The sequence below is a fragment of the Streptomyces sp. NBC_01463 genome (assembly GCA_036227345.1).
GTDB lineage: Bacteria > Actinomycetota > Actinomycetes > Streptomycetales > Streptomycetaceae > Streptomyces.
In genome coordinates this window covers 3,866,593-3,889,291 of the sequence record CP109468.1, presented here as the reverse complement: position 1 = coordinate 3,889,291, position 22,699 = coordinate 3,866,593, and the positions used below count along the sequence as shown (strand labels likewise).

The 22,699-nt window shown below is 72.9% G+C and carries 18 protein-coding genes and 1 pseudogene; 13 read left to right on the top strand and 6 right to left on the bottom strand.

Annotation, left to right across the window (positions count from 1 at the left end):
- Positions 1-202 precede the first annotated feature (202 nt).
- Positions 203-2,959, top strand: coding sequence for an FAD-binding oxidoreductase (locus OG521_17170; protein WUW26710.1), 2,757 nt, complete (start codon positions 203-205; stop codon positions 2,957-2,959).
- Here the strand turns inward: OG521_17170 and OG521_17165 are convergent.
- Positions 2,939-4,105, bottom strand: coding sequence for a beta-lactamase family protein (locus OG521_17165; GenBank protein WUW22430.1), 1,167 nt, complete (start codon positions 4,103-4,105; stop codon positions 2,939-2,941). The genes OG521_17170 and OG521_17165 overlap by 21 nt on opposite strands.
- Positions 4,106-4,182: 77 nt before the next feature.
- On the bottom strand, positions 4,183-5,094 hold the full coding sequence (locus tag OG521_17160; GenBank protein ID WUW22429.1) for a LysR family transcriptional regulator: 912 nt from the start codon (positions 5,092-5,094) through the stop codon (positions 4,183-4,185).
- A 183-nt stretch (positions 5,095-5,277) separates the two neighbouring features.
- Between OG521_17160 and OG521_17155 the strand changes: the two genes are divergently transcribed.
- Positions 5,278-6,228 (top strand): EamA family transporter, encoded by a 951-nt coding sequence (locus OG521_17155; protein WUW22428.1) that lies wholly within the window; start codon positions 5,278-5,280, stop codon positions 6,226-6,228.
- 83 nt (positions 6,229-6,311) lie between these two features.
- Here the strand turns inward: OG521_17155 and OG521_17150 are convergent.
- Positions 6,312-7,243, bottom strand: a pseudogene (locus OG521_17150) (IS5 family transposase).
- A gap of 90 nt (positions 7,244-7,333) precedes the next feature.
- Here OG521_17150 and OG521_17145 point away from each other — a divergent pair.
- The 11 genes from OG521_17145 (at position 7,334) to OG521_17095 (ending at position 19,530) form a co-directional block, all read left to right on the top strand.
- On the top strand, positions 7,334-7,852 hold the full coding sequence (locus OG521_17145; protein ID WUW26709.1) for a DinB family protein: 519 nt from the start codon (positions 7,334-7,336) through the stop codon (positions 7,850-7,852).
- 164 nt (positions 7,853-8,016) lie between these two features.
- On the top strand, positions 8,017-8,811 hold the full coding sequence (locus OG521_17140) for a TIGR03084 family metal-binding protein (protein ID WUW22427.1): 795 nt from the start codon (positions 8,017-8,019) through the stop codon (positions 8,809-8,811).
- Positions 8,808-10,556, top strand: a complete 1,749-nt coding sequence (locus OG521_17135) for a DUF1446 domain-containing protein (GenBank protein ID WUW22426.1) — start codon at positions 8,808-8,810, stop codon at positions 10,554-10,556. The genes OG521_17140 and OG521_17135 overlap by 4 nt, the downstream gene beginning before the upstream one ends.
- A complete protein-coding gene (locus tag OG521_17130) occupies positions 10,553-12,151 on the top strand; it encodes an acyl-CoA carboxylase subunit beta (GenBank protein ID WUW22425.1) in 1,599 nt (532 codons plus the stop codon). Before OG521_17135 ends, OG521_17130 begins: the two co-directional genes overlap by 4 nt.
- An 8-nt stretch (positions 12,152-12,159) precedes the next feature.
- Positions 12,160-14,115, top strand: a complete 1,956-nt coding sequence (locus tag OG521_17125; protein WUW22424.1) for an acety-l/propionyl-CoA carboxylase subunit alpha — start codon at positions 12,160-12,162, stop codon at positions 14,113-14,115.
- A complete protein-coding gene (locus OG521_17120; protein WUW22423.1) occupies positions 14,112-15,272 on the top strand; it encodes an acyl-CoA/acyl-ACP dehydrogenase in 1,161 nt (386 codons plus the stop codon). Before OG521_17125 ends, OG521_17120 begins: the two co-directional genes overlap by 4 nt.
- Before the next feature lie 155 nt (positions 15,273-15,427).
- Complete coding sequence (locus tag OG521_17115; protein ID WUW22422.1) at positions 15,428-17,017, top strand: 4-coumarate--CoA ligase family protein; 1,590 nt, start codon at positions 15,428-15,430, stop codon at positions 17,015-17,017.
- Positions 17,014-17,748: an enoyl-CoA hydratase family protein gene (locus OG521_17110; protein WUW22421.1), complete on the top strand. Its 735-nt coding sequence runs from the start codon at positions 17,014-17,016 to the stop codon at positions 17,746-17,748. The genes OG521_17115 and OG521_17110 overlap by 4 nt, the downstream gene beginning before the upstream one ends.
- Positions 17,736-18,314: a TetR/AcrR family transcriptional regulator gene (locus OG521_17105; protein WUW22420.1), complete on the top strand. Its 579-nt coding sequence runs from the start codon at positions 17,736-17,738 to the stop codon at positions 18,312-18,314. The genes OG521_17110 and OG521_17105 overlap by 13 nt, the downstream gene beginning before the upstream one ends.
- Before the next feature lie 81 nt (positions 18,315-18,395).
- Complete coding sequence (locus tag OG521_17100; protein ID WUW22419.1) at positions 18,396-18,938, top strand: GNAT family N-acetyltransferase; 543 nt, start codon at positions 18,396-18,398, stop codon at positions 18,936-18,938.
- A gap of 238 nt (positions 18,939-19,176) precedes the next feature.
- Complete coding sequence (locus OG521_17095; GenBank protein WUW22418.1) at positions 19,177-19,530, top strand: oxidoreductase; 354 nt, start codon at positions 19,177-19,179, stop codon at positions 19,528-19,530.
- A gap of 115 nt (positions 19,531-19,645) precedes the next feature.
- Here OG521_17095 and OG521_17090 read toward each other — a convergent pair whose 3' ends face one another.
- The 3 genes from OG521_17090 to OG521_17080 form a co-directional block, all read right to left on the bottom strand.
- Positions 19,646-20,305, bottom strand: coding sequence for a hypothetical protein (locus tag OG521_17090; GenBank protein WUW22417.1), 660 nt, complete (start codon positions 20,303-20,305; stop codon positions 19,646-19,648).
- A gap of 278 nt (positions 20,306-20,583) precedes the next feature.
- Complete coding sequence (locus OG521_17085; GenBank protein WUW22416.1) at positions 20,584-21,240, bottom strand: hypothetical protein; 657 nt, start codon at positions 21,238-21,240, stop codon at positions 20,584-20,586.
- 163 nt (positions 21,241-21,403) lie between these two features.
- The gene (locus tag OG521_17080) at positions 21,404-22,513 is read right to left on the bottom strand and encodes a citrate synthase 2 (protein ID WUW22415.1); all 1,110 of its coding nucleotides are present in this window, start codon (positions 22,511-22,513) and stop codon (positions 21,404-21,406) included.
- Positions 22,514-22,699: the final 186 nt, after the last annotated feature.

Sequence of the window (22,699 nt, the reverse complement as noted above, 5' to 3'; positions counted from 1 at the left end):
CGACGAAAACGCGCGGGGGCGTCGGCCGGGCCGTCCGGGAGGGCGGCATGCTGTCCGGATGGCACCTGGCACCCCTGAGAAGGCCGCCGCCGCGCACGGTGGCTCCCCGCGCGACGGCGCTCCCGCCGAGCTCGTCCGTGACCTGCGCGCTGCCGTGCGCGGAGCGGTGGAGTTCGACGCCACCGCACGGGCGCTGACGACGATGGACGCCTCCAACTACCGCCGGGTGCCGCTCGGTGTCGTCGCCCCGCGCGACGCCGACGACATCGCCGCCGCGCTCGCCGTCTGCCGCGCGCACCGGGTGCCCGTCGTGCCGCGCGGCGGCGGCACGTCCATCGCCGGGCAGGCCACCGGCACCGGAGTCGTCCTCGACCTCACCCGCCACCTCCGGTCGATCGTCGAGCTGGACCCCGGCTCCCGCACCGCCGTGGTCCAGCCGGGCGTCGTCCTGGACGACCTGCGGGCGGCCGCCGCCCCGCACGGGCTCACCTTCGGACCCGACCCCTCCACGCACAGCCGCTGCACCGTCGGCGGCATGATCGGCAACAACTCCTGCGGCTCGCACTCGGTCGCCTGGGGCACCACCGCCGACAACGTCCACGCCCTCACCGTCGCCCGCTACGGCGGCGGCACCCTCCGCCTGGCCCCGGGCGCCGAGGGCCCCGCCGGACTCCGCGAACTGACCGCCTCCCACCTCGCCCTCCTGCGCACCGGCTTCCCCGGACTCCCGCGCCGCATCTCCGGATACGCGCTGGACGCGCTGCTGCCCGAACGCGGCGCCGACACCGCCCGCGCGTTCTGCGGGAGCGAGGGCACGCTCGGCGTGGTGACGGAGGCGACGCTGCGGCTCGTCGAGGCACCCGCGGCCCGCGCCCTCGCCGTCCTCGGCTACGCCGACGAGTCGGCCGCCGCCGAGGCCGCCCCCGGCCTCCTCCCGCACCACTCGCTGACCGTCGAGGGCATGGCCGCCGACCTCGTACGCGAACCCGCAGGGCTGCCGCGCGGCGCCGCCTGGCTCTTCGTCGAGACCGGCGGCGCCACCCCGGCCGAGGCACGGGCGCACGCCGAACGGATCGCGCGGGCGGCCGCCGGGGGCGCGGTGGACACCGCCGTCGTCACCGACCCGGCCGGCCAGCGGGCGCTGTGGCGGATCAGGGAGGACGCGTCCGGCACCGCGACCCGGATGCCCGACGGCAGCGAGGCCTGGCCCGGCTGGGAGGACTGCGCGGTACCGCCCGCCCGGCTCGGCCCCTACCTCCGCGACTTCCGCGCCCTGCTCACCGAACACGGCCTGCGCGGCACCCCGTACGGGCACTTCGGCGACGGCTGCATCCACGTCCGCATCGACTTCGACCTCCTGACCGGGGACGGAGTGGCGCGTTTCCGCCGCTTCTCCGAGGAACTCGCCTCACTGGTCGTCGCCCACGGCGGCTCCCTGTCCGGCGAACACGGCGACGGCCAGGCGCGCGCCGAACTGCTCCCCCGGATGTACGGGGACGAACTCGTCGCACTCTTCGGCCGGTTCAAGGACCTCTGGGACCCCGACGGCGGCATGAACCCGGGCATCCTCGCCCGCCCGGCCCGTCTGGACGAGAACCTGCGCTTCGAGGTGCTCCCGAAACAGCCGGTCGACGTCGCGTTCGGCTACCCGCACGACGGCGGCGACTTCTCCGCGGCGGTGCGACGGTGCGTGGGCGTCGCCAAGTGCCGTACGAAGGAGGCCGCCGGCCCGTCCGTGATGTGCCCGTCCTTCCGCGCGACTGGCGAGGAGGCGCACTCGACGCGCGGCCGCGCCCGGCTGCTCCACGAGATGCTGGCCGGCACCGCGGGCGGGGTGATCACCGACGGCTGGCGCTCGACGGAGGTACGGGACGCGCTCGACCTGTGCCTGTCCTGCAAGGGCTGCCGCAGCGACTGCCCGGTGGGCGTCGACATGGCCACGTACAAGGCGGAGTTCCTGCACCACCACTACCGGCACCGGCTGCGCCCGGCCGCGCACTACGCGATGGGATGGCTGCCGCGCTGGCTGCGCCTCGCGTCCCCCTTCGCGGGCGCGCTGAACGCCCTGGCCCGGGTGCGCCCGCTCGCCGCCCTTGCCAAGCGGCTGGCGGGCATCGCGCCGGAGCGGGGGATTCCGGTCCTGGCGCGGGAGACGTTCACGCGGTGGCTGAACCGGCGCTGGGGCAAGGGGACGTTCATCCTCTCCAACGACCAGGTGGCCGTGGTCTGGCCCGACACCTTCACGGAGCACCTCTCGCCCGAGGTGGGCCGGGCGGCGGTCCGGGTCCTGGAGGCGACGGGCCGCAAGGCGCTCCCGGCCGGCCGCGGCCTGTGCTGCGGGCTCACGTACGTCTCGACCGGCCAGCTGACCCGGGCCCGCACGGTGATGCGCCGCACCCTGAAGCGGCTCGGCGGCATGCTCGGCGACCCCGTGATCGTCCTCGAACCGAGCTGCGCGGCGACGCTCCGCAACGACCTCCCGGAGCTGCTCCCCGACGACCCGCGCGCCGCCGAACTGGCCGCCTCGGTCCACACCCTGGCGGAGTACCTGGAGAAGTACGCCCCCGACTGGCGGCCCCCGCGGCTGGACCGCCCGGTCACCGGCCAGACGCACTGCCACCAGCACGCGGTCCTGGGCGACGGGGCGGACCGGCGGCTGAGGGAACGGGCCGGTCTGAAGGGCGAGTTGACGGGCGGCTGCTGCGGCCTGGCCGGCAACTTCGGCTTCGAGCGGGGGCACTGGGAGGTTTCGGTGGCCTGCGCGGAGGACCAGCTGCTGCCGGCGGTACGGGACGCGCCGCCGGACGCGGAGGTCCTGGCGGACGGGTTCTCGTGCCGGACGCAGCTGGCGCAGCTGGGCGGGGTGCGGGGGCGGCACCTGGCGGAGGTACTGGCCGAGGGGCTGGACCCGGGGGCTCCGCCCCCGGACCCCCGCTCCTCAGTCGCCGGAGGGGCTTGAGTTCGCCGCCTCCACCACCGCGGCGACCAGCCGGACGTTCTCCGGGGCCGCCCCGCCCGGGAACGCGAACCGTCGGCGTGTGTAGCCGTACGCGATCCCGTTCGACGGGTCCGCGAACGCCTGGGAGCCCGCCGCGCCGCAGTGGCCGAACGCGCCCTCGCCCAGCGACGGGTAGAGCATGCGCGGGCGCTCGAAGCCGAGGCCGAAGTGGTCCACCTCGTCGGTCACCCGGTCGATGCCCGCCATGCTCAGGCGGGCGAACTCGGTCCGGGTCTCCGCCGTGAGGAGCGGGGGCCGGCCGGCGAACTCGCCGAGCGTGGCCGCGTACATCCCGGCCAGCGCGCGCGCCGAGCCGACGCCGCCCACCGACGCCGGGCCGAGCGCCCGTACGGACGGGGTGTTGATCCAGGCGACGGTATCCGTCGGGACGTTGAAGGCCACCGCCTGGAGGCCCTTCGGGTCGAAGGGGCGGGCGGCGAACTCGGCCTTCTGCTCCGGTGTCGGATTCATGGACCGGACGGGGAGGTAGCGGGGCTCCAGCTCCGCGGGCTGGCCGAGGTAGAGGTCGAGGCCGTACGGGGCGCGGACGCGCTCCTCGAACAGTTCCTGGATCGAACGGCCGGTGACCCGCCGCACCACCTCGCCGGTCAGCGCGCCGATCACGAACGCGTGGTAGCCGAACTCCTTGCCGGGCTCCCAGAACGGGGCCTGCCCGGCGAGCCGGGCGGCGATCACCCGGTCGTCGGCCAGCTCGTCCAGGAGGAAGCCGCCCTCGACGCCGATCACCCCGGAGCGGTGGCCCAGCAGCTCCCGCAGCGTCAGTGCGCCCTTGCCCTCGGCCGCGAACTCCGGCCAGTACGAGGCGACCGTGCGGTCCAGGTCGAGGATGCCGTCCTGCACGAGCAGGGCGACGACGAGGTGGGCCGCGCCCTTCGTGGAGGAGAAGACGGCGGGCAGCGAGTCGGCGTCGACGCCCTCGCCCGCCCAGAGGTCGACGACCCGGCGGCCGTTCCGGTACACGGTGAGCTGCGAGCCCGGCTCGTTGGGCTCCTCGGCGAGTACGGCGGCGAACTCGTCCCGTACGGCTTCGTAGCCGGCGGCCACGGTGCCGTGCACGGTGATTCCGCCCGAGTGGTGGTCCGACATGACTTCCCCCCTGTTCCGCGCGGCCCTCGCGCCTGTTCCACTGGACCCCAACTGCACACCTGTGCCGGGAAATTCCCTCATTCCCCGGCGTCCCGCGCCACGATCTCGCGGGCCAGTGCGGCGAGGTCGGCGAGCGCCGGATGGCCGGGTGCGTCGCGGCGGGCGAGCAGCACCGGGAGGGGCGGGGCGTCCACGAGCGGGCGGTAGGTGACCCCGGCGTGCGGGTGCATGGTCGCCGTGGACGCGGCCGAGACCCCGGTGCCGCGCCCCGCCGCGATGGCGGTCAGCCAGTCGTCGGTGTTGGCCACGGTCAGGGTGGCGGCGGGGCGGGCGGACGGCGGCCACAGATCGGGGGTGGTGGTGCCGGAGACGGTGTTCAGGACGACGGTGCCGGTCGCCAGATCGGCCAGCCGGAGCGTGGCGCGGGAGGCGAGCGGGCCGTCCGCCGCCACGGCCGCCACCCGCTCCTCCTCGTACAGCACCTCCGTGACGAGCCCGGGTGTCTCGACCGGGCCGCGCAGCAGCGCCGCGTCGACCTCGCCCCGGGTGAGTCCCGCGGTGCGGTCGTCGATGCGGCGCAGTTCCAGCGGGGTCCGCGGAAAGCGCTCCTGCCAGCTGCGGAGCAGCGGTGTGGTGTGCCGGCCGAACGCGGACCAGGCGTGTCCGAGTCGCAGCGGCCGCCGGCGCAGGTCCCCGGGGTCGAGGGCCGCGTCGAACGCGGCGACGGCAGTGGCCGCCCGGTCGCGGAAGGCGACGCCCTCGGGGGTGAGGGCCAGGTGGTGGGTGGAGCGGTCGACGAGGCGGATGCCGAGGTGGCGTTCCAGGGCGGCCAGGGTCCGGGACACGGCGGGCTGGGTGAGCCGGAGCCTGGCCGCGGCCCGGGTGACGCTCGACTCGTCCGCGACGGCGAGGAAGGCGCGGAGATGGCGGATCTCGACGGCGCGGCCGGTGTTCCCGGCGGATGGGCCCGTGCTCGGTACCGTGCTCATGCGTGTGGAGCATAACGGGAGCCCAATCGGTATTTCACGCGCCGCGCGCAGGTCCCTACGGTGGAGAGATGTGCTGCGGTGTGCGAGTGCAGTATCTTCAATTGGGCAGTGCACTGTAGTGGACTGCCATTCTCGGACCAGCTTCATGACCGTTACCTCCGAACCCAGAAGGACAGGCCACAGGTGAACGACCAGGGCACCGCCGCAGAGCCGGCCGCCGCAGTCTCCGTCCCCGAGGCGGTCACCGCCCTCGGTGAACAGGGCGGCCCCGCCGGCGGACGGCGCGGGGCGGCGCTCGCCCCGGTCGCGCTGGTGGTCGCGGGCGGGCTCTCCGTCCAGTTCGGCTCCGCCGTCGCGGTGCTCCTCATGCCGAAGGCCGGTGCGCTCGGCGTCGTCACGCTGCGCCTCGCCGCGGCCGCGCTCGTCCTGCTCGTCGTCTGCCGCCCGAAGCTGCGCGGCCACTCGCGCGCCGACTGGGGCACGGTGCTGGCCTTCGGCCTCGCCATGGGCGGCATGAACACGCTCTTCTACCAGGCCGCCGACCGCATCCCGCTGGGCGCCGCCGTCACCCTGGAGGTGCTGGGCCCGCTCGCCCTCTCGGTGTTCGCGTCGCGCCGGCTCGTCAACGTCGTCTGGGCCGGCCTCGCGCTGGGCGGGGTGCTCCTGCTGAGCGGCGGGGGGTTCGACCGGCTCGATCCGGTGGGCGCCGCCTACGCGCTCGGCGCCGGTGTCATGTGGGCGACGTACATCATCTTCAGCGCCCGCACCGGACGCCGCTTCCCGCAGGCCGACGGACTGGCCCTCGCGATGGTGGTGGCCGCCGTCCTCTCGCTGCCGCTCGGCATCATGGAGTCCGGCTCGAAGCTCCTGGTCCCGTCCACGCTCGGGCTGGGCGCGGCCGTCGCCCTGCTGAGCTCCGTCCTCCCGTACACCCTCGAACTCATGGCGCTGCGCCGGCTGCCCGCGCCCACCTTCGCGATCCTGATGAGCCTGGAGCCCGCGATCGCGGCCACGGCCGGCTTCCTCATCCTCGACCAGGCCCTCTCCACGACGGACGCCCTGGCCATCGCGCTGGTCATCGGGGCGAGCATGGGGGCCGTACGCAGTCAGGTGCGGGGCGCCCGGAAGAAGTGACGGCGGACCCGGCGCGGGCGCGGGCGGGTGATCCCGTTCGCCCTGCGCGGCCCGGATCCCGATCCTAGGCACTGTTTCTCGGATCATGCTCTGAGCCAGATGACGAGGGCTGCGAGGGTGACGGTGCCGAGGTAGATGTAGGCGCGTTTCTCGTAGCGGGTGGCGACGGCGCGGAAGCCTTTCAGGCGGTTGATTGCGCGTTCGACGGTGTTGCGCTTCTTGTATCGCTCGCTGTCGAAACCGGTGGGACGGCCGCCTCGGGAACCGCGATTCTTACGGTGTCTCTGCTGGTCTAGGCGTTCGGGGATGGTGTGCCGGATGCCGCGTCGCCGCAGGTAACGGCGGTTCTTTCGAGAGGTGTAGGCCTTGTCCGCCAGGACATGGTCGGGCCGAGTCCGGGGGCGGCCGACTCCGATGCGGGGCACGGAGACCTGCTCCAGCACTCGCTCGAACTGGGGGCCGTCACCGTAGTGTCCGGGTGTCAGGACAAGGGCGAGGGGCCGGCATCGCCCGTCGGCGGCAAGGTGGATCTTGGTGGTGAATCCGCCGCGGGAACGTCCCAGACACTCGCCGATCTGACCACTTCCTCCAGCCGGACCGTCAGATTCCTCAACACCGGATCGACCTGTTTCGTCCCCCCAGCGATCCCCTTTTGAGGGGCCGCGACCGCCGTCGCCTTGCGCGCGCCGGCGGCGTGCTGGTGGGCCCGCACAGCTGTCGAGTCCACTGAGACGTCCCAGTCGATCTGGCCCGCGGCGTCCTCGGCCGCCTGGATCCGCGACAGCAGCATCGTCCAAGTTCCATCCGCTGACCAGCGGCGATGGCGTTTGTAGACGGTCTCCCACGGCCCGAACCGCTCCGGTAGATCCCTCCACTGCACGCCCGTCCGGACCCGGTAGAGCACCCCGTTGATCACCCGACGGTGGTCACTCCACCGGCCCCCGCGGGCCCCACCAGGAGGCAAGAACGACTCCAGCCGGTACCACTCCGCATTCGTCAGATCACCACGTCCCATACACACAGCCTGACCCCAACACCCCACGCACGTCAGGAGATCCGAGAAACAGTGCCTAGGGTGGTCGCGAAGACCACCCTGGAGGAACACATGCCGGAACGCGACGATCTGCTCGCCCTCGTGACCGACCAGCGCACCAACTTTCTCTTCACCGTGGAGCGGCTCGACGACACGCAGGCCCGCGCCCGCACGACCGTGAGCGAGCTGACGCTCGGCGGTCTGCTCAAGCACCTCGGCCTCGTCCAGCGCAGCTGGCTGGACGTGATCGACGGCACCGCCCCGGCCGCGGTGGACTGGGCGGACCTCGACCCCGACGGCAACCGGATGACCGACGTGGAGACCCTGCCCGAGCTGCTGGAGGCCTTCCACGCGGCGGCGGCCGACTTCGACCGTACGGTGCGCGAGGAGGCCGACCTCGACCGCGAGGTCACACTGCCGGCGTACCCGTGGTCGCCCCCGGAGCCCGTCGTCTGGACGGTCCGCCGCGTCCTGTGGCACATCTTCCGCGAGATCGCCCACCACAGCGGCCACGCCGACATCATCCGCGAGGCGCTGGACGGTGCCAGCACCACGGCGAAGATGGCCGAGGCGGCGTCGAAGGGGCAGTAGCCGGGCGGGGACGCCCGGTCCCCGGGGCGCGGACCCTCACCCTCCACCCGCGCCCCGCACTCCGGGCCGTCCTGCGCTCAGAAAATCATGCAAGCGTGCTTGATTGTTTATCCTCCCCCTGGCAGGCTCCGGGGCACACCGCCACGCCCCGAGGGGAGCGCACCGTGTCCGATGCCTCAGCCGTGCTCGATGATCTGCGCAGCGAGAGCGAGGAACTCGACCTGCTCGTCGCCGGGTTGAACGCCCGGCAGTGGGCGGGGGCGACCCCGGCCGCAGGGTGGACGGTCGCCCATCAGGTGGCCCATCTGAGCTGGACCGACGAGGTCGCGCTGCTCTCCGTCACCGAGCCCGAACGGTTCGGCGACGAGGTGGCCAGGGCGATGAAGGACCCCGAGGGCTTCGTCGACCGGGCCGCGGACGAGGTCGTCACGGCGTACGCCCCGGACGCGCTGCTCGTCCGCTGGCGCACCGGCCGCGCCCGCCTCCAGGACGCACTGCGGGCGGCGCCCGCCGGGACCCGGTTCCCCTGGTACGGGCCGCCCATGAGCGTCGCCTCCATGGCGACCGGGCGGCTCATGGAGACCTGGGCGCACGGCCAGGACGTCGCCGACGCGCTGGGCGTCACCCGCACCCCCACCGCCCGGCTGCGGCACGTCGCACGGATCGGGGTGCGGGCCCGCGACTACGCCTTCCTCGTACGGGGGATCCAGGCGCCCACCGAGGAGTTCCGGGTGGAACTGGGCGCGCCCGACGGCGATCCGGTCGTCTTCGGGCCCGAGGACGCCGCCCAGCGGGTCACCGGCCCCCTCCACGACTTCTGCCTGCTCGTCACCCAGCGCGCCCACCGCGACGACCTCGCCGTCCGGGCCGAGGGCGCCGACGCCGACGCCTGGCTGGACATCGCGCAGGCCTTCGCCGGGCCCGCCGGAACAGGGCGGGCGCCGAAGGCGGACCGATGACCGCGCCGCCCGCCGCCAAGCCGCCCGTGAACGCCGCCCCGCCGCTGCGGATCGGCAACGCCTCCGGGTTCTACGGCGACCGCTTCGACGCCGTGCGCGAGATGCTCACCGGCGGCCCGCTCGACGTCCTCACCGGTGACTATCTCGCCGAGCTCACCATGCTCATCCTCGGCCGCAGCCGGCTCAAGGACCCCTCGCGCGGCTACGCCACCACCTTCCTGCGCCAGCTGGAGGAGGGGCTCGGGCTCGCCCACGAGCGCGGGGTGCGGATCGTCACCAACGCCGGCGGGCTCAACCCGGCCGGACTGGCCGACGCGGTGCGGGAGCTGGCCGGCAAGGTCGGTGTGCCCGTGCGCGTCGCCCACGTCGAGGGCGACAGCATCCCCGTACCCGACGGGTACCTCACCGCCAACGCCTACCTCGGCGGCGCGGGCATCGCCGCCTGTCTGCGGGCCGGTGCCGACGTCGTGGTCACCGGCCGGGTCACCGACGCCGCCCTCGTCACCGGACCCGCCGCCGCCCGCTTCGGCTGGGGCCCCGAGGACCACGACGCGCTCGCCGGAGCCGTCGTCGCCGGCCACGTGCTGGAGTGCGGCACCCAGGCCACCGGCGGGAACTACTCCTTCTTCCGGGGCCACGACGTCCGGCGCCCCGGCTTCCCCGTCGCCGAGATCCACGCCGACGGGACGTCCGTCATCACCAAGCACGACGGCACGGGCGGCGTCGTCGACCTCGGCACGGTCACCGCCCAGCTGCTCTACGAGACCGGCGGCGCCCGGTACGCCGGCCCCGACGTCACCGCCCGGCTCGACACCGTACGGCTGTCTTCCGACGGACCCGGCCGGGTCCGGATCTCCGGGGTGCGCGGCGAGGCCCCGCCGCCCACCCTCAAGGCCGGACTCACCCGGCTCGGCGGCTGGCGCAACGAGGTCGTCTTCGTCCTCACCGGCCTCGACATCGAGGACAAGGCCCGGCTGGTCAGGGACCAGTTCGCGGACGCGTTCGCGCGCGCCGGACGGCAGCCGGACGACGTGCGGTGGGAGCTGGCCCGTACCGACCGGGACGACGCCGGCACCGAGGAGACCGCGAGCGCCCTGCTCCGGCTCGTCGTCCGCGACCAGGACCCGGACGCCGTAGGGCGCGCCCTCTCCGGCGCCGCGATCGAGCTGGCCCTCGGCAGCTACCCGGGCTTCCACGTCACCGCCCCGCCCGGAAAGGGCGCGCCCTACGGGGTGTTCGAGGCCCGGTACGTACCGGCGGGAGACGTGACGCACGTCGCCGTGCTCCCGGACGGGCGGCGCGAGGTGCAGGAGCCGCCCGCCCGGACGCTGCCCCTCGTGGACGCCGAACAGCCGCCGCTGCCCGAGCCGTTGGCCGCGGGGCCCACCCGGTCCGCGCCGCTCGGGCTCGTCGCGGGGGCCCGCAGCGGGGACAAGGGCGGGGACGCCAACGTCGGGGTGTGGGTCCGGAGCGACGAGGCATGGCGGTGGCTGGCCCACGAGCTGACCGTCGAGCGGTTCCGCGCACTCCTCCCGGAGACCGCCCCGCTCACCGTCGTACGCCAGGTCCTGCCGAACCTGCGCGCCCTGAACTTCACCGTCCACGGGCTGCTCGGCGAAGGGGTCGCCGCCCAGCACCGCTTCGACCCGCAGGCCAAGGCACTGGGGGAGTGGCTGCGCGCGCGCCGCCTGGAGATACCCGTGGCGCTGCTGGACAGTGCCGACGCACCGGAGGTGCACGCATGACCGTCCTGCCCACCGGGCTCGACACCGCGAGCCCCGACTACACCGCCAACCGTTCCGCGATGCTCGGCAAGCTCGCCGAACTGGACGCCGCGCACGCCAAGGCGCTGGAGGGCGGCGGCGAGAAGTACGTCGAGCGGCACCGGGCGCGCGGCAAGCTGCTGGCCCGCGAGCGGATCGAGCTGCTCGTCGACCGCGACACCCCGTTCCTGGAGCTGTCCCCGCTCGCCGCCTGGGGCAGCGACTATGCGGTCGGCGCCTCGCTCGTCACCGGGATCGGGGTGGTGTCGGGCGTGGAGTGCCTGATCACGGCCAACGACCCGACCGTACGCGGCGGCGCCTCCAACCCCTGGACGCTGAAGAAGGCCCTGCGGGCCAACGAGATCGCCTTCGCCAACCGGCTGCCCACCATCAGCCTGGTGGAGTCGGGAGGCGCCGACCTGCCCTCCCAGAAGGAGATCTTCATCCCGGGCGGGGCGCTCTTCCGCGACCTCACCCGGCTCTCCGCCGCCGGCATCCCGACCGTGGCCGTCGTCTTCGGGAACTCGACGGCCGGCGGGGCGTACGTCCCCGGGATGTCCGACCACACCGTCATGATCAAGGACCGGTCGAAGGTCTTCCTCGGCGGCCCGCCCCTGGTCAAGATGGCCACCGGCGAGGAGAGCGACGACGAGTCGCTCGGCGGCGCCGAGATGCACGCCCGCACCTCCGGCCTCGCCGACCACTTCGCCGTCGACGAGCAGGACGCCCTGCGCCAGGCCCGCCGCATCGTCGCCCGCCTCAACTGGCGCAAGGCGCAGCCCGATCCGGGACCGGCCGAACCGCCGAAGTACGACGAGGACGAGCTGCTCGGCATCGTGCCAGGGGACCTGAAGGTGCCGTTCGACCCGCGCGAGGTCATTGCCCGGCTGGTCGACGGCTCGGACTTCGACACGTTCAAACCGCTGTACGGGACCAGCCTGGTCACCGGCTGGGCCAGGCTGCACGGGTACCCCGTCGGCATCCTCGCCAACGCGCAGGGCGTGCTGTTCAGCGAGGAGTCGCAGAAGGCCGCCCAGTTCATCCAGCTCGCCAACCAGCGCGACATCCCGCTCCTGTTCCTGCACAACACCACCGGCTACATGGTCGGCAAGGAGTACGAGCAGGGCGGCATCATCAAGCACGGCGCGATGATGATCAACGCCGTCTCCAACTCCAGGGTCCCGCACCTGTCGGTCCTGATGGGCGCCTCGTACGGTGCCGGGCACTACGGCATGTGCGGCCGGGCCTACGACCCGCGCTTCCTGTTCGCCTGGCCCAGCAGCAAGTCCGCCGTCATGGGGCCGCAGCAGCTGGCCGGGGTGCTGTCCATCGTCGCCCGCGCGTCGGCCGCCGCGAAGGGCCGCCCGTACGACGACGAGGCGGACGCCGGACTGCGCGCCATGGTCGAGCAGCAGATCGAGGCCGAGTCCCTGCCGATGTTCCTGTCCGGGCGGCTGTACGACGACGGGGTGATCGACCCGCGCGACACCAGGACCGTCCTCGGGATGTGCCTGTCCGCCATCCACACCGCACCGGTCGAGGGCGCCCGCGGCGGCTTCGGCATCTTCCGGATGTGAGAAACCAGATGATCACCACTCTGCTCGTCGCCAACCGGGGCGAGATCGCCTGCCGGATCTTCCGCACCTGCCGTGCGCTCGGCATCGCGACCGTCGCCGTGTACTCCGACGCGGACGCCGACGCCCTGCACGTACGGGAGGCCGACACCGCCGTACGGCTGCCGGGGGCGGCCCCCGCCGACACGTATCTGCGCGGCGACCTCGTCGTCGCCGCCGCGCTCGCCGCGGGCGCCGACGCCGTCCACCCCGGGTACGGCTTCCTCTCCGAGAACGCCGGATTCGCCGCCGCCGTGCAGGACGCCGGGCTGCTCTGGGTGGGCCCGCCGGCCGGGGCCATCGAACTGATGGCGTCCAAGACCCGCGCCAAGGAGCTGATGGCCGCGGCCGGGGTTCCGCTGCTCGCCGCCGTCGACCCGGCGGCCGCCACCGCCGAGGACCTGCCGCTGCTGCTGAAGGCGGCTGCCGGAGGCGGCGGACGCGGCATGCGGATCGTCCGGGAACTGGGCGACCTGCCCGGTGAGCTGACGGCCGCGGCGGCCGAGGCGCTGTCCGCTTTCGGGGACGGCGAGGTCTTCGCCGAGCCGTACGTGGAGCGCGGCCGGCACGTCGAGGTCCAGGTCATGGCCGACGGGCACGACGGCGTCTGGGCACTCGGCACCCGCGACTGCTCCCTCCAGCGCCGCCACCAGAAGGTCATCGAGGAGGCCCCCGCGCCCGGTCTCACCTGCGCGCTCCGCGAGCGGCTGCACACCGCCGCCACGGCCGCCGCACGGGCCGTCGGATACCGGGGCGCCGGCACCGTCGAGTTCCTGGTCACCGCCGACGAACGGCCCTACTTCCTGGAGATGAACACCCGCCTCCAGGTCGAACACCCCGTCACGGAGGCCGTGTTCGGCCTCGACCTGGTGGCGCTGCAACTGCGGATCGCGGAGGGAGAACCGCTGCCCGCCGCCGAACCGCCCACGCCCGTCGGGCACGCCGTCGAGGCCCGGCTCTACGCCGAGGACCCGGCGCGTGACTGGCAGCCGCAGACCGGAGCACTGCTCTCGTTCGACGTGCCGGACGAGCCGGGTCTGCGCCTGGACACCGGCTACACCGGCGGCGACACCATCGGGGTGCACTACGACCCGATGCTCGCCAAGGTCATCGCCCACGCCCCCACCCGCACCGAAGCCGTCCGCCTCCTCGCCCGCGCCCTGGAGCGCGCCCGCATCCACGGCCCCGTCACCAACCGCGACCTGCTCGTACGCTCCCTGCGCCACCCGGACTACGTCGCCGCCCGCCTCGACACCGGTTTCTACGACCGGCACCTGGCCGCGATGGCCTCCGCGCCCGACGCGGCGGACGTGCGGCTGGCCGCCACCGCCGCCGCGCTCGCCGAGGCGGCCCGCAACGCCACATCGACCACCGCGGGCGGGTTCGTCCGCTTCGGCGCCTGGCGCAACGTCCCCTCTCAGCCCCAGCTCAGGAGCTACCGCAGCGAGCCGGACGGCCACGAGTACGCGATCGCCTACCGCACCACCCGTGACGGTGTGACCGTCGACGCGGAGGGCGTCCGCGTCGTCTCCGCGGGCCGCACGCGCGTCACCCTCGAACAGGAAGGCGTCACGAGGCACTTCCACATCCTCGGCCGCGACCGGCGGCTGTACGTGGACACCGCCACCGGCTCCCACGCCTTCACCGCGCTGCCCCGCTTCACCGACCCCGCCGCACGCACCGAACCCGGCTCCCTGCTCGCCCCGATGCCCGGCACCGTCGTCCGCCTCGCGGAGGGACTGGAGGCCGGGAGCACCGTCGAGGCCGGGCAGCCGCTGATCTGGCTGGAGGCGATGAAGATGGAGCACCGCATCCTCGCCCCCGCGTCCGGCACCCTCACCGCGCTCCACGCCGCACCCGGCCTCCAGGTGGAGGTCGGCGCCCTGCTCGCCGTCGTCACTGACGCACAGGAGGAACCGAACGCATGAGCACCGTCCTCGAAACCGAAGAGCACCAGGCCCTGCGCACCGCCGTCGCCGCCCTCGGCAAGCGGTACGGGCGCGACTACATGACGTCCGTCGTCCGCGACGGCGCCCACCCCCGCGAACTGTGGGCCGAGGCCGCCAAGCTGGGCTACCTCGGCGTGAACCTCCCCGAGGAGTACGGCGGCGGAGGCAGCGGCATGGCGGAACTCTCCATAGTCCTGGAGGAGTTGGGGGCAGCCGGCTCGCCGCTGCTCATGATGGTCGTCTCGCCGGCCATCTGCGGCACCGTGATAGCCCGCTTCGGCACCGACGCCCAGAAGCGGCAGTGGCTGCCCGGCCTCGCCGACGGCAGCCTCACCATGGCCTTCGGCATCACCGAACCCGACGCCGGCTCCAACTCCCACCGGATCACCACCACCGCCCGCCGCGACGGCGAGGACTGGGTGCTCACCGGGCGCAAGGTCTTCGTCTCCGGGGTCGACATCGCCGACGCCACCCTCATCGTCGGCCGCACCGAGGACGCCAGGTCGGGCAAGCTGAAGCCCTGCCTGTTCATCGTCCCGCGCGAGGCCCCCGGCTTCCTGCGCTCGCGGATCGACATGGAACTCCAGGCCCCGGAGAAGCAGTTCGAGCTGGTCCTCGACGACGTACGGCTGCCCGCCGACGCGCTGGTGGGAGACGAGGACGCGGGCCTGCTCCAGCTCTTCGCCGGGCTGAACCCCGAACGCATCATGACCGCCGCGTTCGGCATCGGCATGGGCCGCTACGCGCTCGGCCGCGCCGTCGAGTACGCGAAGACCCGGCAGGTGTGGAAGGAGCCCATCGGCGCCCACCAGGCCATCGCCCATCCCCTCGCCCAGGCCCACATCGAACTCGAACTGGCCCGGCTGATGATGCAGAAGGCCGCCCGGCTCTACGACGACGGCGACGACATCGGCGCGGGCGAGGCCGCCAACATGGCGAAGTACGCGGCCGGGGAGGCCTGCGTGAAGGCCGTCGACCAGGCCGTCCACACCCTCGGCGGCAACGGCCTCACCCGCGAGTACGGCCTCGGCTCCCTGATCACCGCGTCCCGGGTGGCCCGGATCGCGCCCGTCAGCCGGGAAATGATCCTGAACTACGTATCCCACCAGTCCCTGGGTCTCCCCAAGTCGTACTGACGCGGGCCATTCTGTCTCTCCACACCGTGCCGGGCCCGTCCCTCCCCGACCCCCGGGGGCGGCCCCGGCCACGGCACCGTACGCCATCTCCCCACGCGTCGTACGGGACGGCCCACCCGCCGTCCCGCCATTCCGCACCGAAGGGACCATCCGCCATGGTGTTCGTGTTCCGGAGCGACTATCCCGACGTCCAGCCACTCGACACGGCCATCCACGACGCCGTCCTGGGCCGGGCCGCCGAGGAGTTCGGCGACAACGTCGCCCTGATCGACGGGACGGACGACGCGAGCCGGCTCACATACCGGCAGCTCGACGGCTTCCACCGGAAGATATCCGCCGGTCTCGCCGCCGCCGGAGTCGCCAAGGGCGACGTCCTCGCCCTGCACAGCCCCAACACCATCGCCTACCCGGCGGTCTTCTTCGCCGCGACCCGGGCCGGTGCCACCGTCACCACCGTCCACCCGCTCGCCACCGCCGAGGAGTTCGCCAAACAGCTCCGCGACTCCTCCGCCCGCTGGATCGTCACCGTCTCCCCGCTCCTGGGCACGGCCCGCCGCGCCGCCGAACTCGTCGGCGGGATCCAGGAGATCTTCGTCTGCGACCAGGCCGACGGACACACCTCCGTCCTCGACATGCTGACCACCACCGCCCCCGAGCCGATGGTGACGATCGACCCGGCCGAGGACATCGCCGCCCTGCCGTACTCCTCCGGCACCACCGGCACCCCCAAGGGCGTCATGCTCACCCACCGCTCCATGGCCACCAACCTGGAGCAGCTGAGCCCCTTCATCCCCATGGGCCCCGGCCACCGCATCCTGGCCGTCCTGCCCTTCTTCCACATCTACGGGCTCACCGCCCTGATGAACGCGCCCCTGCGCACCGGCGCCACCGTCGTGGTCCTGCCGCGCTTCGACCTCGCCCAGTTCCTCGCCGCGATCGAGACGCACCGCATCAACGGGCTGTACGTGGCCCCGCCGATCGTGCTGGCCCTCGCCAAGCACCCGGTCGTCGACCGCTACGACCTGTCCTCGCTTGAGTACATCGTCAGCGCCGCCGCCCCGCTCGACGCGGACCTCGCCACCGCCTGCTCCCGGCGCCTGGGGCTGCCGCCCGTACGCCAGGCGTACGGGATGACGGAGCTCTCACCGGGCACCCACGTCGTCCCGCTCGCCGCGGAGAACCCGCCGCCCGGAGCCGTCGGCACGCTGCTGCCCAGCACCGAGATGCGGATCGTCTCGCTCGACGCCCCGGACGAGGACGCCGGAACCGGCACCGACGGCGAGATCCTCATCCGCGGCCCGCAGGTGATGAAGGGCTACCTGAACCGCCCCGAGGCCACCGCCGAGATGATCGACGCCGACGGCTGGGTGCACACCGGCGACATCGGCAGGGTCGACGAGGACGGCTGGCTGTTCGTCGTCGACCGGGTCAAGGAACTGATCAAGTACAAGGGCTACCAGGTGGCCCCCGCCGAACTCGAGGCGCTCCTCCTCACCCACCCCGCGATCGCCGACGCGGCCGTCATCGGCGTGTACGACGCCGACGGGAACGAGATCCCCAAGGCCTTCCTCGTCCGCCAGCCGGCCGCGCGGGACATCACCGCCGACGACGTCATGGTGTACGTCGCCGAGCGCGTCGCCCCGTACAAGAAGGTCCGGCAGACCGAGTTCATCGACGCGGTGCCGCGCGCCGCGTCCGGGAAGATCCTGCGCCGCGAACTGCGCGAAAGGGAGAAGCAGCAATGACCCTCGCCCCATCCACGCACGAGCGTGGCATCACCACCCTCACGCTCGACTCCCCGGCCAACCGCAACGCCCTGTCCGCACGCCTCGTGACCGGCCTGGCCGAGGCCCTCGGCACCTGCGCGGCGGACGCCGCCGTCCGGGCCGTGGTCCTCACCCACACCGGCAACACGTTCTGCGCGGGCGCCGACCTCACCGCCCCGGCCGACCCGCACGCCTTCGTCGCCCTCCTGCGGCAGATCGTCACCCTTCCCAAACCGGTCGTCGCCCGGGTCACCGGCCACGTCCGGGCCGGCGGCCTCGGCCTCCTCGCCGCCTGCGACATCTCGGTCGCGGGACCCGGCTCCTCCTTCGCCCTGACCGAATCCCGCCTCGGCCTCGCCCCCGCTGTGATCTCCCTCCCGCTGCTGCCCCGCCTGGAGCCCCGGGCGGCGGCCCGCTACTACCTCACCGGCGAGCGCTTCGACGCGACGGAAGCCGCCAGGACCGGCCTCGTGAGCATCGCCGCCGAGGACGTGGACGAGGCGCTCGTACCGGTACTCGACGGACTGCGCAGAGCCTCGCCGCAGGGCCTGGCCGCATCGAAGGAGCTGGTCACGGCTACTGTGCGGGAGACTTTCGATCAGTACGCCGAAGACCTCATCGCCCGCTCCGCGGCACTCTTCGCCTCCGACGAGGCCCGGGAGGGGATGACGGCCTTCCTGGAACGACGGGACCCCGCATGGCTGCTGTGACACCGCCCAAGCAGGACCGCAGCCGCGCCACCCGGCAGAAGCTCCTCGAAGCCGCGGTCGCCTGCCTCGCCGAACATGGCTGGGCCGGCTCCACGGTCTCCGTGGTCGCGATGCGTGCCGGCGTCTCGCGCGGCGCCGCCCAGCACCACTTCCCGACCCGCGAGGACCTGTTCACCGGGGCCGTCGAATACGTCGCCGAGGAGCGCTCCGCCGCTCTGCGGGCCCTCCCCGACCAGGACCGTGCCGCGGTCGTCGCCGCCCTCGTCGACCTCTACACGGGCCCGCTGTTCCGCGCCGCCCTGCAACTCTGGGTCGCCGCCTCCAACGAGGAGCAGCTCCGCCCCCGCGTCACCGAACTGGAGGCCCGCGTCGGCCGCGAGACCCACCGCATCGCCGTCGGCCTCCTGCACGCCGACGAGTCCCGCCCCGGCGTGCGCGAAACGGTCCAGGGCCTCCTCGACATGGCCCGCGGCCTGGGCCTCGCCAACGTCCTCACCGACGACACGGCCCGCCGGCGGAGAGTCGTCACCCAGTGGGCAGCGCTGGTCGAGAACGCCCTGGGCTGAGAGGCCCACCGCGGCACAGCGTCCGCCGCCGGCCCCCGGATATCCTTCCTCGTCCTGAACAGGCCAGGGAGGTCCCGCACCATGAACAGCACCCCGTCACCCTTTCCCGACGACCTCCGCGTCACGGGGGAGGGCCTCGTCCTGCGCGACTGGGCGGAAGAGGATCTGGCCGCCATGCCCGGGCTGTTCGACCACCCCGACATCGCGTACTGGACGCCGATCGTCTCGCCGTTCGACGAAGCCGCCGCCCGGACCCGGCTGGACAGGGCCCGGCAGCTGCGGGCGGAGGGCACGTCCATCCTGCTCGCCATCACCCTCGACGGCGGCGCACCGCTCGGCGAGGTGATGCTGCGGCGCGCGCCCGAGGGCACGGAACTCGGTTACGCCGTCGGCCCGGCACACCGCGGCCAGGGGCTGGCCGCGCGGGCGGTGCGGCTGATGGCCGGCTACGCCTTCGAGGAGCTGGGCGTGGAGAACGTGATCCTCGAACTGGAGGCGGAGAACGCCGCCAGCGTCTCGGTGGCCAGGGCGACGGGCTTCCGGCTGCTCGGCGTGCCGCTGATCGAGGGGGAGGAGAAGGGGCGGCCGTACTCCTTGCAGACGTGGGGCCTAAACCGCCCCTAAGGGGTAATCAGCCCCAACATCTCGATCTGGACATTTAGGGGTTCATTTCCGGACCCTGAGGCCGTGGACGATTGCCCCGCGTGGCCGCCTGGGGGATCTTCGTAGAGCAAGAACAAGTGAGCAATGCATGGGATGACGGAATGGCCGCGCAGAGGTGGGAAAATACTTCTTCTCTACTCCTCATGCGTTCGGCCGCGACCACCGTCTTCCCGTTCGGGCATTGAATGAAGGGGAACTTGTGATCTCGAAGACGAAGAGGACGGCCCGTTCCGTGGGCGTGGCGATCGCCGCCACCGCGGCGGTCACGATGGTCATGCCCATGAGTAACGCCGCCGCCATCGACCACGTCGAATGCCGTGGCGGGGAGAACTTCCTGAAGGTCTGGTCCCACCTGGACGGTCGCACCAGCGTGGACTGCTACGCCAACAAGGGCCGGACCGGATTCGGCAACTGGTGGGTCGACCGGATCTCGACGGGCAACAACGATCTCATCTACTACGACGCGAACGGCGATTCCGTGCGCATCAACCGGTGGACCGACATCACGTTCCCGAACAATCCGCCGCGGGTCAAGGACATCGAAATCCTCTGATCCTCTTCGCGGCCGTCCCTTCGGGCCCGCACGCCTGCGCTCGAAGGCGGGTGGCCGCCGGCCGGGCACGCCGTCAAGGACGAGATGCCCGGCGCGCGGACACGGGAACGGGCGGTCAGCTGGTCCAGAGGACCGGGCTGTCGCTGTACGCGTCACCCTCCTCGAACGAGGCGGCCGCGATGGGATCGGTCTTCGTGGCGCTGAGCGAGCAGGTCTCGTACGACGCGCCCTTGGTGGTGAAGTCGCGCGGGGCCGTTTCGTTGTCGCACTTGCCCGGGAGGTCGCCGATCAGGATGACGCCCGTGGGGCCGCCGCCCTCCAGCCTGCCGCGCAGCCTCAGGGACGCGTACGACAGGTCGGTGCCGCTGACGTTCTCCACCTTCATGCGGATGTAGTAGGGCGTCATGCCCTTCGCCTTCGCGCCGAACGGGGCCATGTCGGCCTCGGCGCCCTTCTCGATCGCCGTAACGGTCACGGCGACGGTGCCCTTCTTCTCAGTTCCGTATGTGAACGGCAGGATCGCCCGGTCGCCTATCTTGAGCTTCGTGCCCGGTGCGGCGACGTCACCGCCGGCCGGTGCGCCGGCGTCGTCGCCGGGGTCCGCGGACGGGCTCTCGCTGCCCGGGTCGGACGACGCCGGGTCCGGCGATGCCGGGGCGGAGGCCGAGGGCGACTCCTGCGCCGATGACGAGTCCTCGCCGTCATTGCAGGCCGTGAGCCCGAGGGTCAGGGTGGTGAGGGCGACTGCGGTGACGATGCGTCCCTTGTGCGTCATTTTGACCTAACTGGCAATGAGGGCTGCCTCGTGCGACAGCCGGAACGTTCAACAACTGGGCGAAGCGCCCGGTCATGTGACCGGACGCGCCGGAGCGGCACGATCGCGGCGGTACGTCAACGAGGCGCGCCGCGTCGCCATCTCAGGCTGAGGCGGGAATGCCACAGGCTCGCCACAGACACGGCACAGGCGCGGCACAGGCATGGCCCGGCACGGCGCGAGACCGGGCAGAGGCGGACCCGGCCGCGCGGGTCGCGCGGGTCGCGCGGGCGGACGGATCAGCAGGCTGCGGCATCGGTCGGGGACAGCAGGTCGTAGCGGGCGATGCTCACGTTCTCCTTGAACGAGATCCCCACGTTCCCGACGGCGCCGCTCCCCTCGTACTGCGACCAGCTGATGGTCTTGATGTCGCCCGGCCCCACCTGCTTGCCGAGCGACATGATCATCAGGCGCCCGGTGCACGAGGAGGTGGAACTGCCGCCGCCGGAGGGCGGGTTCGCCGTGACCAGGGCCGATCCGTCGATGGTGAACCTCTGCTGGTCGACCGTCTCCACCGTGTAACCCCGCCTCTGCTTCGCCCCGTCGACGACGGTGGTGAAGGAGACGTCGAAATAGCCGACGTGGACGGTCACGGGCTTGCAGAGCTTCGGCGGCCCGCCGAACTCGATGGGCAGGTAAGCGGTCACGCTGCGCCCGCCCAGATTGCCGTCCAGCCAGCTCTTGTCACCCCGGACACAGGAAGGCGTGGCAGACGGAGGCGTCGTGGGGGTGGCGGCGCCGGAAGGCCGCGGGCTCGCAGACGTGGCCGAGGAGGCGCCCGGGGCGGCGGCGTCGCCGCTGTCACCGCCGCCGCAGCCGGAGAGGCCGATTGCTCCCGCCAGGACGGCGAGCAGGGCGATGGCCCGTAACGGTGCCGGTCCCGCCTGGTCAGTCACCGGACCATGCTGACCGAACGGCACAGACGAGTCAATGGCGCCCACACCGGCCGCGCCGCGGCGGCGACCGGCTGCCTCCGACGGGGTCGGGGCCGGCTGCGCGCCCCGCCGATACCGCACGGGCAACGAGCCGCCGGCCCCTGTGACCCCACGCGCTCGTGCCTCAGTTGCCCAGATCCGCCAGCTGCTCGTATCCGGGAATGTCCCGCGGGCTGCGCGTCCCCGGACCGACGTACTTCGCAGACGGCCGCACCAGGCGACCCGTCCGCTTCTGCTCCAGGATGTGCGCCGACCAGCCCGCCGTACGCGCACAGGTGAACATCGACGTGAACATGTGCGCCGGGACCTCCGCGAAGTCCAGCATGATCGCCGCCCAGAACTCCACGTTCGTCGCCAGCACCCGGTCCGGCCGCCGCGCGTGCAGCTCCTCCAGCGCGGCTTTCTCCAGCGCCTGCGCCACCTCGAACCTCGGCGCGCCCAGCTCCTCGGCGGTACGGCGCAGGACGCGCGCCCGCGGGTCCTCGGCGCGGTAGACGCGGTGGCCGAAGCCCATCAGGCGCTCGCCCCGGTCCAGGGCCTGCTTCACGTACGCGGTGGCGTCCCCGGTCCGCTCGATCTCCTCGATCATGCCGAGGACGCGGGAGGGCGCACCGCCGTGCAGCGGGCCCGACATCGCGCCGACCGCACCGGACAGGGCGGCGGCCACGTCGGCCCCGGTCGAGGCGATGACGCGGGCGGTGAACGTCGATGCGTTCATGCCGTGCTCGGCGGCCGACGTCCAGTACGCGTCGACGGCCTTCACATGCCGCGGATCCGGCTCACCGCGCCAGCGGATCATGAACCGCTCGACGACGGACCCCGCCTTGTCGATCTCGCTCTGCGGCACCATCGGCCGCCCCTGCCCGCGCGCGGACTGCGCGACGTACGACAGGGCCATGACCGCGGCCCGCGCCAGGTTGTCCCGCGCGGTCTGCTCGTCGATGTCCAGCAGCGGCTTCAGCCCCCACACGGGAGCGAGCATCGCCAGGGCGGACTGGACGTCCACCCGGATGTCCCCGGAGTGCACCGGGATCGGGAACGGCTCGGCCGGCGGCAGACCGGGGCTGAACGCCCCGTCGACCAGCAGCCCCCACACGTTCCCGAACGACACCTGGCCGACGAGATCCTCGATGTCGACGCCCCGGTACCGCAGCGAACCACCTTCCTTGTCGGGTTCGGCGATCTCCGTTTCGAACGCGACGACTCCTTCGAGTCCGGGTACGAAGTCGGACATCAGGCGGCTCCCTCGGTCGGCGGCTGCGGGCGGGCCCCAGGGCCCACCCAAGATACTGGCGGGTTCCGACGTGACCGGGAAGCGTGACATCCGGCACAGCTTCCCGTCGCACACAGGTCGGTCGGCGGACCTCCTCGCCCGGCGGACACGGCCGCTGCGGCAGGATGACCCCGTGCCCACCGCAGA

Coding starts and splice junctions, on each gene's coding strand:
- OG521_17170 (WUW26710.1), top strand. CDS start 203: ATGGACGCCTCCAACTACCGCCGGGTGCCGCTCGGTGTCGTCGCCCCG.
- OG521_17165 (WUW22430.1), bottom strand. CDS start 4,105: ATGTCGGACCACCACTCGGGCGGAATCACCGTGCACGGCACCGTGGCC.
- OG521_17160 (WUW22429.1), bottom strand. CDS start 5,094: ATGAGCACGGTACCGAGCACGGGCCCATCCGCCGGGAACACCGGCCGC.
- OG521_17145 (WUW26709.1), top strand. CDS start 7,334: ATGCCGGAACGCGACGATCTGCTCGCCCTCGTGACCGACCAGCGCACC.
- OG521_17135 (WUW22426.1), top strand. CDS start 8,808: ATGACCGCGCCGCCCGCCGCCAAGCCGCCCGTGAACGCCGCCCCGCCG.
- OG521_17130 (WUW22425.1), top strand. CDS start 10,553: ATGACCGTCCTGCCCACCGGGCTCGACACCGCGAGCCCCGACTACACC.
- OG521_17125 (WUW22424.1), top strand. CDS start 12,160: ATGATCACCACTCTGCTCGTCGCCAACCGGGGCGAGATCGCCTGCCGG.
- OG521_17120 (WUW22423.1), top strand. CDS start 14,112: ATGAGCACCGTCCTCGAAACCGAAGAGCACCAGGCCCTGCGCACCGCC.
- OG521_17115 (WUW22422.1), top strand. CDS start 15,428: ATGGTGTTCGTGTTCCGGAGCGACTATCCCGACGTCCAGCCACTCGAC.
- OG521_17110 (WUW22421.1), top strand. CDS start 17,014: ATGACCCTCGCCCCATCCACGCACGAGCGTGGCATCACCACCCTCACG.
- OG521_17105 (WUW22420.1), top strand. CDS start 17,736: ATGGCTGCTGTGACACCGCCCAAGCAGGACCGCAGCCGCGCCACCCGG.
- OG521_17100 (WUW22419.1), top strand. CDS start 18,396: ATGAACAGCACCCCGTCACCCTTTCCCGACGACCTCCGCGTCACGGGG.
- OG521_17090 (WUW22417.1), bottom strand. CDS start 20,305: ATGACGCACAAGGGACGCATCGTCACCGCAGTCGCCCTCACCACCCTG.
- OG521_17080 (WUW22415.1), bottom strand. CDS start 22,513: ATGTCCGACTTCGTACCCGGACTCGAAGGAGTCGTCGCGTTCGAAACG.